The following is a 17,293-nucleotide window of genomic DNA, read 5'->3' on the forward strand; positions in this document are numbered from 1 at the left end:
ACACCCGTCGCGGGTTTTACTATGAAAAAAACCCAAAAAACCCCCCCCCCCCCGCCATCCCCCCCCCCCCCCCCCCCCCCCCCCCCCCCCCCCCCCCCCCCCCCCCCACCCGACCCCCCCCCACGGCGGTGTGCGCAGGGGGTCCGTCAGGTGTTGGGGCGCTTGCCGTGGTTCGCGCCCTTCTTCTTGCGGGCTCGCCGCTTGTTGCCGCGCTTCGACATGACGTCTGTCTCCCTTGTCCGTGACATATGGGAAATATCGGGCGTTCGTCAGTCTACGGAGCACCCCCGGATCCCGCATCGGGGTGGCCGGCGCTGATCCGGACGAGCGAATCGTCAGCTCATCGGCATGTCACACAACGTAGCTGGGGGCGGGTTGGCGATACGTTCCGTGACGTCAGCTTCACGGACCACAACCCGAGGAGTCATCCATGCCCACGTCCCGCGTGTTCGCCCGTCGCATGACCACCGTCGCCGCCACGCTCCTGGCCGCGTCCGCGTTCGGCGCCACGGCCCCGGCCCAGGCAGACGATCCGATGGGGCAGTTCTCCATCACGGTCACCGGGTACTTCACCGGCGCCTCCACCCACTACTACCTCTCCTGCGACCCGGACGGTGGCACCCATCCGGACCCGGAGGCGGCGTGCAACAAGCTGCGCGCCATCCACGGGAAGCTCGAGAAGCTCAAGTTCCGCCCGACCGAGTGTGCGCCGGGCTTCGATCCGGTGCTGGTGGAGATCCACGGCCACTGGCTCGGCGAGCCCAAGCACTTCAAGGAGAAGTACCCCAACCCCGCATGCCTGGAGGCCGTGGCCTCCCCGGTGATCCCGTCGAACGGCGCCCCGTCGAACGGCACCGCGTCGAACGGGACGACGGGCTCTTAACGCCCGCCCGCCCCCGTTCCCGTTACGGCCGCTCCTGCGGTACGCGCCCCCGCTACACCTTGCCGCGGTGGTCGCGCAGGTGCTCCGCGACCGGCTTCAGCGAGGCGCGCAGCTCCGCCAGCGCCTCGGGGCTGAGCAGGTCGATGAAGTGCTTGCGCACCGAGGCGACGTGGTGCGGGGCGACCTTGCGCATGGTCTCCATGCCCTGGTCGGTCAGCACGGCGAACAGCCCGCGACGGTCGGACTCGCAGTTCACGCGAACCACGAGTCCGGCCGTCTCCATGCGGGTGATCTGGTGGGACAGGCGGCTCTTCGACTGCAGGGTCGCCGTCGCGAGGTCGCTCATCCGCATCCGGTGGTCCTCGGACTCCGAGAGGTTGACCAGGATCTCGTAGTCGTTGTTGGTCAGTCCGAACGGCTGGAGATCTTTCTCCATCTGGTACGTCAGCAGTCTGTTGACGTCCAGGTACGTGCGCCAGGCGCACTGCTCGGCGTCGTTGAGCCAACGGGTGGCCGTCTCAGTCTCCATATGAGGACTCTACCCTAAGATGTTGAATGTCGTACAAAAGTTAACGGTGCCCGGACACGCGCCGTAACCATCCGCAGGTTAGCGGTCACAGCCCGAAGCGGCGCTGCAGGTCGCCCAGCTGCCCCGGCAGCCGGGGTGCGCCCGCGAGCGGCCCCTGCGGACCCGCCCCGTGACCGCCGCCCGGAACCCCCGGCTCCGCGTGGACCGCTCCGACCGCCTGCTCCGCCATCAGCAGCTCCGTCGACTGCAGCAGCACCGTGCCGGCGCCGACGAACTCGAACTGGTGCTCCTCGCCCGAGGTGCCCCCGATGCCCGTCAGCTGGCGCAGGCCACCCATGACCCCCTGCATGTAGCCGTGGTCGTAGTGGTGGCACGGGGACGGGCAGTCCGCCCAGCCCACCAGCGCCTGCGGGTCCACCCGCAGCGGCGGCTCCATGAACACCACCGGTCCATTGGACGCCGCCACGAACTTCCCGGTTCCGATCAGCGTCAGGAATCCCGGCACGATCGACTGCTTCAGCGCCAGACTCGGCTGGTAGGCCAGCAGATTGCCGGACCGGATGGTCAGGTTGCCGTTCTCCAGGTCGTACGAGTTGACGTCGAAGGCCCGGTCGGCGAGCAGCATCTTCCCGGAGCCCTCGGCGACCACCCAGTCCGCGGCGTGCAGCGGCGAGTGGAAGCTGGTGCGCAGCAGCCGGTCGAAGCGGCCGTGCCCGATGCCGTTGAACTCGATCTGCCCGTAGTAGGCGATCATCTTGCCCTTCTGCAGGAACCACTGGCTCCCCTTGAGCTCGACGCAGAAGGTGTACGGGTTGACGTTGTCGTCGGACGGCAGCGAGTACGGGTCCTGGACCGCCGGCCCGCCCGGACCGGGACCGAAGGTGGGTGCGGGTCCGTAGGTCACAGCTTCTCCTCCGAGGCCTGTACGTACACGGCGCCCTGCCCGGACAGCTCCAGCTGGAACGCCTCGCCCGAGCCGCGCCCCACCATGTCGCGCCAGCCGAGCGCGGTGGAGAGCTTGTTCCGTACGTCGCCGTGGTGGGCGACGTACGCCTGCGGGTCCACGTGGACCGGCCGCTGGGGGGTGATGGGGAGTTCGATGACCCCGCCGTGGGCCATCACGGCGACGGCGCCGTGGCCCTTGAGGGTGGTGGTGAACAGGCCCTGGCCGGAGACCTGGCCGCGGACCATGCCCATGACGCCGCCCTGCGAGCCCATGAACATCGTGCCCTGCTGGAGGGTCCCGTCGAAGGCGAGCAGCCGGTCGGCCTCCACGTACAGGGTGTCGCCCTGCAGGTTGATCACCTGGATGTGGTGGCCGCCGTGCCCGAACATGACGGTGCCCTGGCCCTCGACGGTCATCAGCGGGGTCTGCTCGTTGGCCACCCGCCGGCCGATCATGCCCATGACGCCGCCCTGGCCCCCGGTGATGTTCGGGGTGAAGGAGACGTCGCCGCGATACGCGAGCATCGCACCGCGCTGGCTGAAGATGCGCTGGCCGGGAATGACCTGCGCCTCGATCATCTTGGAGTTGACTTCGCGGAACGGCATCAGACGTCACCCCCGACCGTGTTGCGCTCGCTCGGCTGCACGTAGACGAGCCCCTCGCCCTCGAAGCGGATCTGGAAGGCCTCGCCGGAGCCCTCGCCGATGAGCGTGCGGAACGTCACACCGGACTGGAAGTGCTGCTGGAGGTTGCCCGTGTGCGCGATGTACGCGCCCGGGTCGACCGACAGCGGGTACTGGGCGCTCACGCGCAGCACCACCGCCGGCCCGTCGGACATGATCGCTGCCTGGCCGGTGCCCTCCACGGTGGTGGTGAACAGGCCGTTGCCCGTCGCACCGCCCCGCAGTCCGGTGAAGGTCGTGCCCGTGCGCAGGCCGCCGTCGGTGCACAGGAGGTTGCTGGACTCGACGTACAGCTTCTCCCCGTGCAGATTGACCAGGTTGATCTCGCTCGCGCGGTCGGCGAAGTAGCAGGTGCCGTGCCCCTGCACCTCCATGACCGTCATCTGTTCGCCGGTCAGGCGCCGGGTCACCATGCCACGGATGCCCTCACCGCCGCCGGACATCTTCTTGAAGGCCATCTGACCGTCGTACGCGACCATCGAGCCGTTTTTCGCTTTCACGGCATCGCCGGTCAGGTCGACGGCGAGCACCTTGCTGCCTTGGAGTCGGAACTGAGCCACGGGGGAGACGTTAGTGGTCCCCGCCGCGGGCGAACAGGGCCCCATGGCCGATTGCACTCCGGGGCGGGTCCGCGCGGGCCGCCGGGGCGGGGCGGGAGGGGACCCCTGGGTCAAGATCAGGCAAACCGGCTGGGACAATGGGCGGACGTCACAGCCCCCGGCCCGAAGGTTCCCCGTGGACATCAAGACCGCCTCCGCCCTGCACCGACTTCGCCTGATCTCGATCCCGGAGGCGCTGTCCTTCCCGGCGCTGCTGATCTTCGGCTCGCTGCTCAGCCGGATCTCGGACATCGACTACCTGATGATGCCGCTGGGCGCGCTGCACGGCGTGCTGTTCGTGATCTACGCGATCTTCCTGCTGGACGTGTGGAACAAGGCCAAGTGGCCCTTCAAGAAGGTCGCCCTGTTCTTCGTGCTCGCGGTGGTCCCCTTCGGCGGGCTCTACGGCGACAAGCTCCTCAAGCGCGACGAGGAGGCCAGCGTGCTCGCCGCGGCGGCCGCCCGCCGGGAAGGCGCGACGGCGTGATCGTCGCGTTCTCCGTCACCCCGCTGGGGGTCGGCGAGGAGGTCGGCGCGTACGTGGCCGACGCGGTGCGCGTGGTGCGCGAATCCGGGCTGCCCCACCGCACGGACGCGATGTTCACCTCCGTCGAGGGCGAGTGGGACGAGGTCATGGACGTCGTCAAGCGGGCGGTCGAGGCCGTGGAGGCGCGTGCTCCGCGGGTCTCGGTGGTCATGAAGGCGGACATCCGCCCGGGCGTCACCGACGGCCTGGACTCCAAGGTCGCCACGGTCGAACGGCACCTCGCCGAAGGCTGATCCGCCGGAGGTCCGCCGCGGCGGACCCCCGCTTCCGGCGCGCGAGGTGCCGCGGGAGTGCGGATCCGGGCCGCGCGGCACCCCGGTTGCGGGCTGCCCGGCGGCGTGCCCCGCCGTCCGGGCGTCCTGACCGGGCCCGGCATCCGCACCGCCCGCGCCTGACCCGCCGGCCCCGGCATCCGCACCGCCCCCGCCGGGTGCACCGGCACCGGCGCCGCGTCCACCCGTACGGCGGTGTGCTCGCGCACCTCTCCGGACTCCCCCGCTCGGCCGATTCCGGTCGACACACCCGAGATCGTCCACTTCTGTGGGGATATCAGCTTCGGGATCGAGCTCGGGAGGGACCGTGCGGCCGGAAGGCTTTGACTACGAGACCCACAGCCGCCTCGCAGGCCCGCTCACGGAGCCGGGTCCCGCCGGATACCGCGTGCAGTACAAGTCCCTGCTGTCCAAGGAACCGCACCGAATACGCGCCGTCCTCCTCATGACGCTGGCCCCGCTCGCCGCCGGCGGCCTGCTGCTCTACCTGGTCTGGCCCTCGCACTGGACCCGCCGCGACGGCGGCGAGGCCTGGCTGGTCCGGCTGGACGCGGTCATGCTGGGCTCCATCGCGCTGATCATGCTCTTCATGCTGGTCAACGTGGTCTCGATCGCCCACGCCACGATGGTCGCGCGCGACCCGGTACCCGTGACCCCCGAACCGGGTACCCGGATCGCCTTCCTCACCACGTACGTCCCCGGCAAGGAGCCGCTCGCCATGGTGCGGGCCACCCTGGAGGCCGCCCTGCGGATGCGGCACGACGGGCTGCTGGACGTATGGCTGCTGGACGAGGGCGACGACCCCGGGGCCCGGGACCTGTGCACCGGGCTCGGCGTGCGCCACTTCACCCGCAAGGGCGTCCCGGAGTGGAACCGCGCCAAGGGGCCGCACCGCGCGAAGACCAAGCACGGCAACTACAACGCCTGGCTCGCCATGCACGGCTCGGCGTACGAGTTCTTCGCCTCGGTCGACACCGACCACGTGCCGCTGCCCAACTTCCTGGAGCGCATGACGGGGTTCTTCCGCGACCCCGACGTCGCCTTCGTCGTCGGCCCGCAGGTCTACGGCAACTACACCGAGTCCGTCACCAAGGCCGCCGAATCGCAGCAGTACCTCTTCCACGCCCTGATCCAGCGGGCGGGCAACCGCTACGGCGCCCCCATGTTCGTCGGCACCAACAACGTCGTCCGGATCAGCGCCCTCCTGTCGGTCGGCGGCCTGTACGACTCCATCACCGAGGACATGGCCACCGGCTTCGAGCTGCACCGCCGCAGGAACGAGGCCACCGGCCGCTTCTGGCGTTCCGTCTACACCCCGGACGTCCTCGCCGTCGGCGAGGGGCCGGCCTCCTGGACCGACTTCTTCACCCAGCAGCTGCGCTGGTCCCGCGGCACCTACGAGACGCTGATCCGGCAGTACTGGAAGAGTTTCTTCCGGATGCCTCCCGGGCGCTGGCTCAACTACACGCTGATGCTCGTCTACTACCCGATGACAGCCGTGAACTGGCTGCTCGGCATCCTCAGCTGCGTCCTGTTCCTGTGGTTCGGCGCCTCCGGCACCCAGGTCTCCCCCTCGGTGTGGCTGATGCTCTACAGCGACGCGGCCGCCCTCCAGGTCGGCCTGTACCTGTGGAACCGGCGGCACAACGTCTCGCCCCACGAGCCCGAGGGCTCCGGCGGACTGGCCGGCATGGGGATGTCCGCGATCTGCGCGCCCGTCTACCTGCGCTCGCTGGGCTCCGCCGTGCTCCGCACCCGCGGCCGGTTCGTCGTCACACCCAAGGGCGGCGGCGCCAGCCCCGACCGGCCGGCGACCTTCCGCACCCACCTCTTCTGGGCCGCGCTGCTGGTGGTCTCCCTGGCCGCTTCGGTCCGCTACGACCACACCCACGCGGCCATGCGCGTCTGGGCGGTCCTCGCCCTGCTGATCGCGCTCGCGCCGGTCGCCGTGTGGAGCGCGACCCTCGTCCGGGACCGCAGGACCCGGCCGCGGGCGCGCGCCGAGGGGGGCCGTACGGGCACCGAGCCGGGCGACGAGGCGGAGCCGGCGCTCGCCGCGACGACAGGAGGGAACTGAGCCATGGCCTACCGGCCTTCGAAGAGGTTCAGGAAGACCGCCCTCGGGGCGGGCGCGGTGGTCGTCCTCGCCGCGCTCAACGCCCCGGCGGCCCTCTCCTTCGCCGAGGACAGGTACCACTCGTACAAGATCGGCCAAACCAGCTACAAGATCCAGTACGGCTCGTGGTCCATGGTGTCCATGCCCTCGCAGTACCGGGTGAACGCGATGCACGCGGCGCTCCTGCACACCGGCAAGGTGCTCCTGATCGCGGGGTCCGGGAACAGTCAGCGGAACTTCGACAAGGGCACCTTCGACACCATCCTGTGGGACCCGTCGAACGACACCTTCAAGAAGATCCCGACGCCCGAGGACTTCTTCTGCGCGGGCCACAGCCAGCTGCCCGACGGCCGCCTCCTGGTGGCCGGCGGCACCGCCCGCTACGAGGTCCTCGACGGCGAGGTCACCCGCGCCGGCGGCGGCATGCGGGTCAAGAACGAGAGCCCGGACAAGGAGGTCACCCTCAAGAAGGGCACGGTGTTCCGCTCGCCCTCGGGGGTGTCGTACGTGTCCCGGTTCGACGTCACCGTCCCCAGGGCGAAGCGCGAGTTCGAGATCACGTACGCCCCCGGCGGCCGCATGATGCCCTGGAAGACCAAGATCGTGGCCGCCGAGTCGCGGGTCTTCGTCGAGGCGGCGGAGGAGGGCCCGCAGGGCCTGACCACCCAGGCCGCGCAGTACGAGGTCGTCGGCCTCACGGGCAAGGACGCCGACAACGTCTACGGGCTCGCCGAGCGCCTCAGCGTCGACAAGCAGGACTTCCAGGGGATCAAGGCCGCCTACGAGTTCGACCCGAAGGCCGAGAGGTACATCCCGGTCGACCCGATGAAGGACGCCCGCTGGTACCCGACGCTGGTCACCCTCCAGGACGGGCGGGTGCTCGCCGTCTCGGGCCTGAACGACGTCGGCGACGTGGTCCCCGGCGACAACGAGATCTACGACCCGCAGACCAAGAAGTGGACCAAGGGCCCCTTCCGCTACTTCCCGACCTACCCCGCGCTCTTCCTCACCAAGGGCGGCAAGCTCCTCTACACCGGGTCCAACGCCGGTTACGGGCCCGCCGGGAAGGGCCGCGAACCCGGCCTGTGGGACGTGAAGACGAACAAGTTCACGAAGCTGACCGGCCTCACCGACCCGGACCAGCTGGAGACCTCCTCCTCGCTGCTGCTGCCGCCCGCGCAGGACCAGCGCCTGATGGTGCTCGGCGGCGGCGGGGTCGGGGAGTCCCGCAAGTCGACCGGCCGCACGTCGCTGATCGACCTCAAGGCCGACAACCCGGTCTTCAAGGACGGGCCCAGCCTCCCGCAGGGCACCCGCTACCTGAGCTCCGTGATCCTGCCGGACGACTCGGTGTTCACCACCGGCGGCGCCGCCGACTACCGCGGGCGCGGCGCCAGCGACATCCACAAGGCGCAGTTCTACTGGCCGCGCTCCAACACCTTCGTGTCCGCGGCGGCCCCCTCCGTCGGGCGCAACTACCACTCCGAGGCGCTGCTGCTGCCCGACGGCCGGGTGGCGACCTTCGGCTCCGACCCGCTCTTCGCGGACAAGGACAACACCAAGCTCGGGAAGTTCGACACCCGGCTGGAGGTCTACACCCCGCCCTACCTGCACCGGGGCCCGGAGCGGCGGCCCGTGCTCGGCGAGGGTCCGCAGGAGGTCGACCAGAACGGCCGCGCCACCTTCAAGGCGCCCGACCCCGAGCGGATCGAGCGGGCCCGGCTGATGCGCCCCAGCGCCGTCACCCACACCACCGACGTCGAACAGCGCTCCATCGAACTGGGCCTGACCCGGACCGCCGACTCCGTGACCGTCGACGTGCCGGCCGACCCGACGCTCGTGCCGCCCGGCTGGTACATGCTCTTCGTGACCGACGCCGACGGCACGCCCTCCGTGGCGAAGTGGATCCAGGTCAAGGCCGCCCAGAAGGCCGACGACGACCGCAACCGCAAGAACGCCCGGCTCCGGCCGGGGCTGTGACCGGCGGGCGACCGGACACCCGCCCGGCCCCCCGCACCCCCTACTCCCTGGCCCGGCGGGCCAGCCCCAGCGCGTAGTCCGGCCACCAGGTCCCGGCGGACGGGCCGCCCCGGCACGGGCCGTCCGACTCCCCGGGCCGCTTGATCCACAGGTACGCGTCGACGAGCGCGTCGCCCGTCCGGTCGGTGGGCGGCGCGCCCAGCGCCCGCCCCGGCGGATTGCACCAGGCCTGCTGCCGGTCGCCGGGCAGCGGGCCGTCGCCGTTGCGGCTGGTGTCGATCACGAAGTGCTTGCCGCCGAGCGCCTTCGAGATCCGTGCGCCGTACGCCCGCCCGGCCGCGTCCGGCTGGAAATTGGACACGTTGAGCGAGAAGCCGTCGGCGCGCCCGACCCCGGCGCGCTGGAGCGGCTCGACGAGTTTGGCGGGGTCCGGGATCCAGGCCGGGTTGCCCGCGTCCAGGTACACCTTGGTGTTCTTCTGGGCCTTCAGGCGGTCGACGGCCTCCGAGAGCAGCTGCAGGCGCTCGCCGTGGTGGTCGGCCCGGGTGCAGCCGTCGATGATGTGCGGGATCGCGTCGGGTTCGAGGATCACGATCGCCCGGGCGTCCCCGATGTTGTCCGCGAAGGCGCCGATCCAGCGCCGGTAGGCCCCCGCGCCGGGGGCGCCGCCCGCGGAGTGCTGGCCGCAGTCGCGGTACGGGATGTTGTACGCCGTCAGCACCAGCGTCCGGCCCGCCGCCTTGGCGCTCTGCGCCGCCCGCCGGATCTCCGGGCCCGGGTCGCCCCCGGGACCCCACAGGGCCATGGGCCGCTCGGAGATCCGGCGCAGCACCTGGGCGTCGCTGTTGCGGCCCTGCGCCTCCCACTGGGCCACCTGCCGGGCCGCGTCGCTGTGCGGGTCCACCCAGAACGGCGACTCGGGCGGCGGCTGGGAGGAGGCCGCGGCCGGCGCGCTGCGGGAACCGGCGGGCTGCGCGGACGGGTCCGGCCCGGAACCGCCGGAACACGCGGCGGACAGCGACAGCAGCGCGGCAAGGCCGAGGCCGCCCGCGGTGCTGCGGGTGAGGTGTCGTGGGCTGCGGTGGCGTTGGCCGGGCATACCGGGGCCCCTCGGGACGACTGGGCGGGCGGCGGACCGGGCCATCGTGGCATAACGGACAGAACGTCGCCGGTCACGACACCGGCGGTACTCCTGTTGCCGGGTCGGACCCCGCCGCAAGGGCGATCCCGAGCGGCGTCCGCTCGTACAGCACCTGGTGGCCGTGCCGGTGCGCCAGCAGCAGACCCGCCCCCAGCAGCGCCTTCAGGTGCGCCGACACGGTCGAGGGCGCCAGCCCCAGCCGCAGCGCCAGCGCCGTCGTGGACGCGGGCTCGCCCAGCGCGCACAGCACGTCCGCCCGCGCCCGGCCGAACAGCCGGGCCAGCGCCCGCGGAGTCTGCTCCCGCGCGCTGCTCCACAGCGCCCCCACCCCGCGGGCCGGGTACACCACCGTCGGCTGCCACGGCGGGTCGAAACCGCCCGCCACCTCGGGCCAGACGAACGCCGACGGCATCAGCACCAGGCCCTGCCCGCCCAGCTCGCGGTCGTGGTGGGTGACCCGGTCGAGGGTGAGCGTGGCAGTGTCCTCGTCCCACGCCAGGTCGGGATGCAGCCCGGCGAACAGCCCCGCCAGACCCTCGGCCGCCAGCCGCCGCGCATGGAAGACGACATCCGCCTCCAGCAGGGCGCGCAGCCGAGGCCAGTGCGGCTCGACCAGGACGCGCCACGCCCGCTCGGTGAGGTCCGCCAGCTCCTGCACCGCCCGTACCGGGTCCGCGAGCAGGGCCCGCCCCCGCTCGCTCTCCAGCGCCCCCGGGGTGCAGACCAGCGACCGCGCGAGATCGGCGCGCACCGCCTCCGGGTCCGCGGCCGCCGCCCGGATGCCGGCCATCTCCTGCGCGAACGACGCGGCCGGCCCCAGCGGCGGCGGCCCCAGGAAGTCCGGGGTGTGCCCGCGCAGCGGCATCAGCAGCCACAGCGGCTCCAGGTCGAGGCCGGCCGCGGCCGCACGGATGCTCCTCAGCCACGGCAGGTGGTACCCGAGCCGCTCGGGCCGCTGCAGCGTGCGGACCGCCTCCTGCGTCTCCCAGCGCGGGGACACGGCGAACCGGCAGCGCAACAGGTCCGCCTCGCCGAAGCGCAGGTGGAACGGCATGGGCACCCCCGTACACGGCACGGCCGCCGGACGGCGGCGCAGAAGATTCGGGCGGGGGCGAATCTATCGCCCCCGCGGGCCGGGCCCGGCGACGCTCGGCGCATGCCCGCTCCCGCCCCCGCCCGCCACGGCTACCTCTCCGCCCTCCGGGTGCGGGAGTTCCGCCCCGTGTTCGCCGCCCACCTCGCCTCCGTCCTCGGCGTGGTCGTCGCCGAGATCTCCCTGACCGTCCTCGTCTACCGCCTCACCGGCTCCCCGCTGATGAGCGCGCTCACCTTCGCGCTCGGCTTCCTCCCCTACCTCGTCGGCGGCACGCTCCTCGCCCCGCTCGCCGACCGCCACCCCGCCCGCCGCGTCCTCGTCGTCTGCGACCTCGTGTGCGCCGCCTGCGCCGCGCTCATGGTGCTGCCGGCCACCCCGGTCGCCGCCCTCCTCGTGCTGCGCTGCGCGATGGCCTTCGTCGCCCCCCTCTTCCAGGGCACCCGCAACGCCTCGCTCGCCGACATCCTCGGCGAGGGCGACGCCTTCGTCCTGGGCCGCTCCCTGCTGCGCATGGTCGCGCAGAGCGCCCAGCTCATCGGCTTCGGACTGGGCGGCCTGCTGCTGACCGTCGTCCCGGCCCGCGGCGCGCTCGCCCTCACGGCCGCCGCCTTCCTCGGCTCGGCCCTGCTGCTGCGCTTCGGCACCGCGGCCCGGCCCGCCCGAGCGGCCGACGCCGCCCGGACCTCCCCGCTCGCCGGGATCCGGGCCGTGCTCGGCAACCGCCGGCTGCGGGCGCTGACCCTGATGTGCTGGCTGCCCCCGGTGTTCGTGGTCGCCCCCGAGGCGCTCATGGCCCCGTACGCCGACGGCATCGGCGCCGGCACGGCCGCGCTCGGGCTGCTGATGTGCGCCCTGCCGGCCGGGACGATCGCGGGCGAGCTCTGGGCCGGTTCCGCGCTCGGCCCGGAGGCCCGCGCGCGGATCGTCGCACCGCTCGCGGCGGTGAGCCTGCTGCCGCTGCTGGCGTACGCTGCCCGCCCCGGCGCCGCGCCGCTGGCCCTGGTGCTCGTCCTCGCGGGGCTCGCCCACGCCTACACCCTCGGCCTCGACCAGTGGTACGTCGACGCCGTGCCGGAGGAGCTCCGGGGGCGGGCCATGACGCTGCTGAGCACCGGCCTGATGGCGCTCCAGGGGGTGGGGATGGCCCTGGCCGGCCTGGCGGCCGAACTGGTCCCCGTCCACTGGGTGGTGACCGGTGCGGCCGTGCTCGGCACCGGCTGCGTCCTCGTCCTGCTCGGCGAGGTGCGCGCGACCGAGAGCCGCCGAGAGCTGCCGAGGCAGGCCGATGGGGACCGAAAGGCGAGACGGAGCTGACCCGGAAATGACCGGCCGGTAGGGTCTCCAGGGTGTCCAAGCCGCTCAGCCTCCCCTTCGATCCCATCGCCCGCGCCGACGAGTTGTGGCAGCGCCGCTGGGGGCCGGTGCCCTCGATGGCCGCGATCACCTCGATCATGAGGGCCCATCAGATCCTGCTCGGCGAGGTCGACGCCGTCGTCAAGCCGTACGGCCTGACCTTCGCGCGCTACGAGGCCCTGGTGCTGCTGACGTTCTCCAAGGCCGGGGAGCTGCCGATGTCGAAGATCGGCGAGCGGTTGATGGTCCACCCCACCTCGGTGACGAACACCGTGGACCGGCTGGTGAAATCGGGTCTCGTCGCCAAGCGCCCCAACCCCAACGACGGGCGGGGCACGCTCGCGTCGATCACCGAGAAGGGCCGCGAGGTGGTCGAGGCGGCCACGAAGGACCTGATGGCGATGGACTTCGGCCTCGGGGTGTACGACGCCGAGGAGTGCGCGGAGATCTTCGCGATGCTCCGCCCGCTGCGGGTGGCGTCGGCGGACTTCGAGGACACGTAGCCCCCGTCAAGATCGGCAAAACGGGCGGTTAGTCTCGTACGCATGAAACGAAGCGTGCTGACCCGCTACCGCGTCATGGCCTACGTGACCGCGGTCATGCTCCTGATCCTCTGCGCCTGCATGGTGGCCAAGTACGGCTTCGACACCGGCGCCGACCTGACCTTCGCGGTCTCGCAGGCGCACGGCGTGCTCTTCATGATCTACCTGGTCTTCGCCTTCGACCTGGGCTCCAAGGCCAAGTGGTCCTTCGGCAAGCTGCTGTGGGTCCTGGTCTCGGGCACCATCCCGCTGGCCGCGTTCTTCGTCGAGAAGAAGGTCCGCGAGGAGGTCGAGCCGCTCGTCGCCGACCCCCGCCCCGCCACCGCCGAGGCCTGAGGGCCTCCCCACCCCCGTGGAGACCGGCACTCCGGACTCCACGGGGGTTTGCCATCGACATTTAGTAGGACGTCCTAGTAAATTCGAAGGCATGGACTCTGACGCCATCGAGCAAGGCCGCCTCCGCTGGCAGGCCCGGTACGACAAGGCCCGCAAGCGCGAGGCCGACTTCACGACGCTCTCCGGCGACGAGGTCGAACCCGTCTACGGTCCGCGTCCCGGCGACCGGTACGAGGGCTTCGAGCGCATCGGCTGGCCGGGGGAGTACCCCTACACCCGGGGCCTGCACCCCACCGGGTACCGCGGGCGGACCTGGACGATCCGGCAGTTCGCCGGCTTCGGGAACGCCGAGCAGACGAACGAGCGCTACAAGATGATCCTGGCCGCCGGCGGCGGCGGGCTCAGCGTCGCGTTCGACATGCCCACCCTGATGGGCCGCGACTCCGACGACCCGCGCTCCCTCGGCGAGGTCGGCCACTGCGGCGTGGCCATCGACTCCGCCGCCGACATGGAAGTGCTGTTCAAGGACATCCCGCTCGGGGACGTCACCACGTCCATGACCATCAGCGGACCGGCCGTCCCGGCGTTCTGCATGTACCTCGTCGCCGCCGAGCGGCAGGGTGTCGACCCCGGCGTGCTCAACGGCACGCTGCAGACCGACATCTTCAAGGAGTACATCGCCCAGAAGGAATGGCTCTTCGAGCCCGAGCCGCACCTGCGCCTCATCGGCGACCTGATGGAGTACTGCGCGACGGGCATCCCCGCCTACAAGCCCCTCTCCGTTTCCGGCTACCACATCCGCGAGGCCGGGGCCACGGCCGCCCAGGAGCTGGCCTACACCCTCGCCGACGGCTTCGGGTACGTCGAGCTCGGGCTCTCGCGCGGCATGGACGTCGACGTCTTCGCACCCGGCCTGTCCTTCTTCTTCGACGCGCACCTGGACTTCTTCGAGGAGATCGCGAAGTTCCGCGCCGCCCGCCGCATCTGGGCCCGCTGGATGAAGGAGGTCTACGGCGCCAAGAGCGACAAGGCCATGTGGCTGCGCTTCCACACCCAGACCGCCGGCGTCTCGCTGACCGCCCAGCAGCCGTACAACAACGTCGTCAGGACCGCCGTGGAGGCGCTCGCCGCGGTGCTCGGCGGCACCAACTCCCTGCACACCAACGCCCTCGACGAGACCCTCGCCCTGCCCAGCGAGCAGGCCGCCGAGATCGCCCTGCGCACGCAGCAGGTGCTGATGGAGGAGACCGGCGTCGCCAACGTCGCCGACCCGCTGGGCGGCTCCTGGTACGTCGAGCAGCTCACGGACCGGATCGAGGCCGACGCCGAGAAGATCTTCGAGCAGATCAAGGAGCGCGGCCTGCGCGCCCACCCGGACGGCCGGCACCCGATCGGCCCGATCACCTCGGGCATCCTGCGCGGCATCGAGGACGGCTGGTTCACCGGCGAGATCGCCGAGTCGGCCTTCCAGTACCAGCGCTCCGTGGAGAAGGGCGACAAGCGCGTCGTCGGCGTCAACGTCCACCACGGCTCCGTCACCGGCGACCTGGAGATCCTGCGGGTCAGCCACGAGGTGGAGTGGGAGCAGGTCCGCGTGCTCGGCGAGCGCAAGGAGCGGAGGGACGACGCCAGGGTCAAGACCGCCCTGGACGCCATGCTGGCCGCCGCGCGCGACGGCTCCAACATGATCCCGGCGATGCTGGACGCCGTCCGGGCCGAGGCCACGCTCGGCGAGATCTGCAACACCCTGCGGGACGAGTGGGGCACGTACACCGAGCCCCCGGGCTTCTAGGTCGTGTCGTAGAAGTCCGTCCCCCGGCTACCGCTGGGAGGTGGCCCCGGGTCGGCGGGGCAGGAAACCACCAGGGCCCGGCCCTGGTGGTTTCCGCGCTTGCGCCCGCCGCCCGCCGCCCGCCGCTCCCGTGTCAGAGCTGCGCGGCGCCCTTCAGGCCGTGCATCAGCAGGGCCGTGAAGGTGGCCACCCACAGCTCGTCCACCGGCTCGGCGCTGACCAGTGCGCGGTGGACGACCGTGCCCGCGATCACGTCGAAGATCAGGTCCGTGGTGTGCACGGCGAAGGCCTCGTCCTCGTCCCGCGGCAGCTCCCCGCGTGCCTGCGCGCGCTCGCGCCCCAGCACCACCAGGTGCTTCTGCCGGTCGACGATGGCCGACCGGATGCGGTCGCGCAGGGCCTCGTCGCGGGTGGACTCGGCGACCACCGCCATCAGTGCGGTACGCGTCTCGGGGCGGTGCAGCAGCGCGGCGAACTGGAGGACGACGTACTCGATGTCGGCCTCGAGCGAGCCGCGGTCGGGCAGCTCCAGCGCGTCGAAGAGCTCCGCCACCGCGTCCACGACCAGTTCGTTCTTGCCGGCCCAGCGGCGGTAGAGGGTGGTCTTGGCGACCCCGGCGCGGGCCGAGACGTCGCCCATCGTCAGCTTCGACCAGCCCAGCTCGACCAGCGCGTCGCGGGTGGCCGAGAGGATCGCGGCGTCCGCGGCGGCGCTGCGGGGGCGGCCCGTGCGCGTGGCCGGTCTGTTGGGCATGGCGGTGACCATACCCGCCGGTATGAACACGGCCTGTGGTTCAGATCACGGGGCGCCGGGCTGCCGATGCAGTTACGCTACGGCTCGTAGCGTAAGAGCGACAACCACAGGCACCAGGTGGGGACCCGGTGCCGTTCGACTTCCGCACACACGCTTCTTTACAACCGGCCTTCGGACCGAATGTTTTCGGCCGGTCTTTTCGCGGTCGCGCGCGCAGGGGGGAGGATGTACGCATGCAGCCCAGAAACATGTCCATGAGCGGCGTTGTCGACCTCGCCGCTGTGAAGGCGGCCGGTGAGGCCAAGGCGAAGGCCGAGCAGGCGCGGGCCGAGGCCGCGCGCCAGGGCGGCAGCGCTGCCGTACCTCCCTCCGCGCTGGTCATCGACGTCGACGAAGCCGGTTTTGAACGGGACGTCCTCCAGCGTTCGGCCGAGGTCCCGGTCGTCATCGACTTCTGGGCCGAGTGGTGCCAGCCCTGCAAGCAGCTCGGCCCCCTGCTGGAGCGCCTGGCCGTCGAGGCCAACGGCCGCTTCGTGCTCGCCAAGGTCGACGTCGACGCCAACCAGATGCTCATGCAGCAGTTCGGCATCCAGGGCATCCCCGCGGTCTTCGCCGTGGTGGCCGGCCAGGCCCTGCCGCTGTTCCAGGGCGCGGCCCCCGAGGCACAGGTCCGCGAGACCCTCGCCCAGCTGGTGCAGGTCGCCGAGGAGCGGTTCGGGCTGACCGGGATCGCGGTGGACGCCGCGGCCGACGACGCGCCCGCTGCCGCTCCGGCCGCACCGGCGGGCCCGTACGACGCCCTGCTGGAGGCGGCCGTCGTCGCACTGGACGCGGGCGACCTCGGTGGCGCGATCCAGGCCTACAAGAACGTACTCGCCGACGATCCCGCCAACAGCGAGGCCAAGCTCGGCCTCGCGCAGGCCGAACTCCTCGCGCGCGTCCAGGACATGGACCCGCAGGCGGTCCGCGCCGGCGCTGCGGCGAACCCCGCCGATCCGTCGGCCCAGATCGCCGCGGCCGACCTGGACCTGGTCGGCGGCCACGTCGAGGACGCGTTCGGGCGCCTGATCGACACCGTGCGCGTGACCGCGGGTGAGCAGCGCGACGCCGTACGCCTGCGGCTGCTGGAGCTGTTCGAGGTCATCGGCGCCGACGACCCGCGGGTTTCGGCGGCCCGTACGGCACTCGCGCGCGTGCTCTTCTGAGCCGTCGCCGGGGCCTTGCCCGCCCTTCGCCCGGGTCTCCTTCCGGGTCGCCTGCCGAGCGTCCGCTCTATTGACGCCGAGATAAACAGCGGCCGCGCTTTGCCAAAACTTGGGAATCGCGGCTGCTGTTACTCGCAGTAAATCGAACTCCGGGATCTGCCCGGCTTGTTCTTCGATCACCCTTTATGTCGTGGCCTTTGCTGCCACCCTCCGCGGTCGCCTGAAGCCTCCCGGACGCACTGCGGTTATCAGGCCGTTACTAGCCGGTAACGAACCCCCTTGTGTCCCTGCCGTGAATGCACCACGATCGGCCACGCTCGGTCCGTCGCTCAGATGGGTCCCCACCGAGCGGGCCGGTGGCAGTGGCGCCGGCTCTGGACAGGGGGGTCTCTGCCGTCGGCGGGGCCTGTCCTCCGGCCGCGCGCGAGCGCGGCCCAGTGGTTGTCGCTCGGGGGTGGTCGCCGGTGATCCTGACGCGGTTCGCGCCGCCTCGGCAGCTTGCGCTCCTCCGAGGACGTA

18 protein-coding genes are annotated in these 17,293 nt (G+C 71.6%); 10 read left to right on the forward strand and 8 right to left on the reverse strand.

Translation table 11 applies throughout. The annotated features are described in order from the left end of the window. Positions 1–146: 146 nt before the first annotated feature. Positions 147–221 (reverse strand): 50S ribosomal protein bL37, encoded by a 75-nt coding sequence (locus ACZ7H1_RS24155; RefSeq protein WP_372460710.1) that lies wholly within the window; start codon positions 219–221, stop codon positions 147–149. A 209-nt stretch (positions 222–430) separates the two neighbouring features. On the opposite strand from ACZ7H1_RS24155, the gene ACZ7H1_RS24160 reads away from it, so the two are divergent. Beyond that, positions 431–883 (forward strand): SSI family serine proteinase inhibitor, encoded by a 453-nt coding sequence (locus ACZ7H1_RS24160; protein WP_470789499.1) that lies wholly within the window; start codon positions 431–433, stop codon positions 881–883. A gap of 52 nt (positions 884–935) precedes the next feature. On the opposite strand, the gene ACZ7H1_RS24165 is transcribed toward ACZ7H1_RS24160, so the two are convergent. The 4 genes from ACZ7H1_RS24165 to ACZ7H1_RS24180 all read right to left on the reverse strand — a co-directional run bounded on the left by ACZ7H1_RS24165 (position 936) and on the right by ACZ7H1_RS24180 (position 3,646). Then, positions 936–1,412, reverse strand: coding sequence for a MarR family winged helix-turn-helix transcriptional regulator (locus ACZ7H1_RS24165; protein ID WP_470789500.1), 477 nt, complete (start codon positions 1,410–1,412; stop codon positions 936–938). A gap of 85 nt (positions 1,413–1,497) precedes the next feature. Beyond that, entirely contained in the window at positions 1,498–2,316 is an 819-nt protein-coding gene (locus tag ACZ7H1_RS24170; protein ID WP_470789502.1) for an AIM24 family protein, read from the reverse strand. Then, positions 2,313–2,963, reverse strand: coding sequence for an AIM24 family protein (locus tag ACZ7H1_RS24175; protein WP_470789504.1), 651 nt, complete (start codon positions 2,961–2,963; stop codon positions 2,313–2,315). The genes ACZ7H1_RS24170 and ACZ7H1_RS24175 overlap by 4 nt, the downstream gene beginning before the upstream one ends. After that, entirely contained in the window at positions 2,963–3,646 is a 684-nt protein-coding gene (locus ACZ7H1_RS24180) for an AIM24 family protein (RefSeq protein WP_470789505.1), read from the reverse strand. The genes ACZ7H1_RS24175 and ACZ7H1_RS24180 overlap by 1 nt, the downstream gene beginning before the upstream one ends. Positions 3,647–3,776: 130 nt before the next feature. Between ACZ7H1_RS24180 and ACZ7H1_RS24185 the strand changes: the two genes are divergently transcribed. From ACZ7H1_RS24185 to glxA, 4 genes are all read left to right on the forward strand, one after another. Beyond that, the gene (locus tag ACZ7H1_RS24185; RefSeq protein WP_470789506.1) at positions 3,777–4,127 is read left to right on the forward strand and encodes a DUF3817 domain-containing protein; all 351 of its coding nucleotides are present in this window, start codon (positions 3,777–3,779) and stop codon (positions 4,125–4,127) included. Further along, entirely contained in the window at positions 4,124–4,420 is a 297-nt protein-coding gene (locus ACZ7H1_RS24190; RefSeq protein WP_470789507.1) for an MTH1187 family thiamine-binding protein, read from the forward strand. The genes ACZ7H1_RS24185 and ACZ7H1_RS24190 overlap by 4 nt, the downstream gene beginning before the upstream one ends. Positions 4,421–4,766: 346 nt before the next feature. Then, positions 4,767–6,536 carry a glycosyltransferase family 2 protein gene (locus tag ACZ7H1_RS24195; RefSeq protein WP_470789508.1) on the forward strand — a complete coding sequence of 590 codons (1,770 nt, stop codon included), beginning with the start codon at positions 4,767–4,769 and terminating at the stop codon, positions 6,534–6,536. A gap of 3 nt (positions 6,537–6,539) precedes the next feature. Next, positions 6,540–8,555, forward strand: a complete 2,016-nt coding sequence (gene glxA, locus ACZ7H1_RS24200) for a radical copper oxidase GlxA (RefSeq protein ID WP_470789510.1) — start codon at positions 6,540–6,542, stop codon at positions 8,553–8,555. Positions 8,556–8,595: 40 nt separating this feature from the next. Here glxA and ACZ7H1_RS24205 read toward each other — a convergent pair whose 3' ends face one another. Together ACZ7H1_RS24205 and ACZ7H1_RS24210 are read right to left on the reverse strand one after the other, a co-directional pair. Beyond that, positions 8,596–9,654 (reverse strand): glycoside hydrolase family 6 protein, encoded by a 1,059-nt coding sequence (locus ACZ7H1_RS24205; RefSeq protein ID WP_470789512.1) that lies wholly within the window; start codon positions 9,652–9,654, stop codon positions 8,596–8,598. Positions 9,655–9,727: 73 nt separating this feature from the next. After that, entirely contained in the window at positions 9,728–10,750 is a 1,023-nt protein-coding gene (locus ACZ7H1_RS24210; RefSeq protein ID WP_470789514.1) for a DUF5937 family protein, read from the reverse strand. 102 nt (positions 10,751–10,852) lie between these two features. Here ACZ7H1_RS24210 and ACZ7H1_RS24215 point away from each other — a divergent pair, with 102 nt between their 5' ends. From ACZ7H1_RS24215 to ACZ7H1_RS24230, 4 genes are all read left to right on the forward strand, one after another. Next, complete coding sequence (locus ACZ7H1_RS24215) at positions 10,853–12,106, forward strand: MFS transporter (protein ID WP_470789516.1); 1,254 nt, start codon at positions 10,853–10,855, stop codon at positions 12,104–12,106. Between the two features lie 32 nt (positions 12,107–12,138). Continuing rightward, a complete protein-coding gene (locus ACZ7H1_RS24220) occupies positions 12,139–12,648 on the forward strand; it encodes a MarR family winged helix-turn-helix transcriptional regulator (RefSeq protein WP_470789518.1) in 510 nt (169 codons plus the stop codon). A gap of 42 nt (positions 12,649–12,690) precedes the next feature. Then, complete coding sequence (locus ACZ7H1_RS24225) at positions 12,691–13,023, forward strand: DUF3817 domain-containing protein (RefSeq protein WP_470789520.1); 333 nt, start codon at positions 12,691–12,693, stop codon at positions 13,021–13,023. A 91-nt stretch (positions 13,024–13,114) separates the two neighbouring features. Continuing rightward, entirely contained in the window at positions 13,115–14,815 is a 1,701-nt protein-coding gene (locus ACZ7H1_RS24230) for an acyl-CoA mutase large subunit family protein (RefSeq protein ID WP_470789522.1), read from the forward strand. 133 nt (positions 14,816–14,948) lie between these two features. On the opposite strand, the gene ACZ7H1_RS24235 is transcribed toward ACZ7H1_RS24230, so the two are convergent. After that, positions 14,949–15,569 (reverse strand): TetR/AcrR family transcriptional regulator, encoded by a 621-nt coding sequence (locus tag ACZ7H1_RS24235; protein WP_470789524.1) that lies wholly within the window; start codon positions 15,567–15,569, stop codon positions 14,949–14,951. Positions 15,570–15,802: 233 nt separating this feature from the next. Here ACZ7H1_RS24235 and ACZ7H1_RS24240 point away from each other — a divergent pair, with 233 nt between their 5' ends. Then, positions 15,803–16,774: a tetratricopeptide repeat protein gene (locus ACZ7H1_RS24240; RefSeq protein WP_470789526.1), complete on the forward strand. Its 972-nt coding sequence runs from the start codon at positions 15,803–15,805 to the stop codon at positions 16,772–16,774. Positions 16,775–17,293 lie beyond the last annotated feature (519 nt).

The sequence above is a fragment of the Streptomyces sp. NPDC037401 genome (assembly GCF_055602345.1).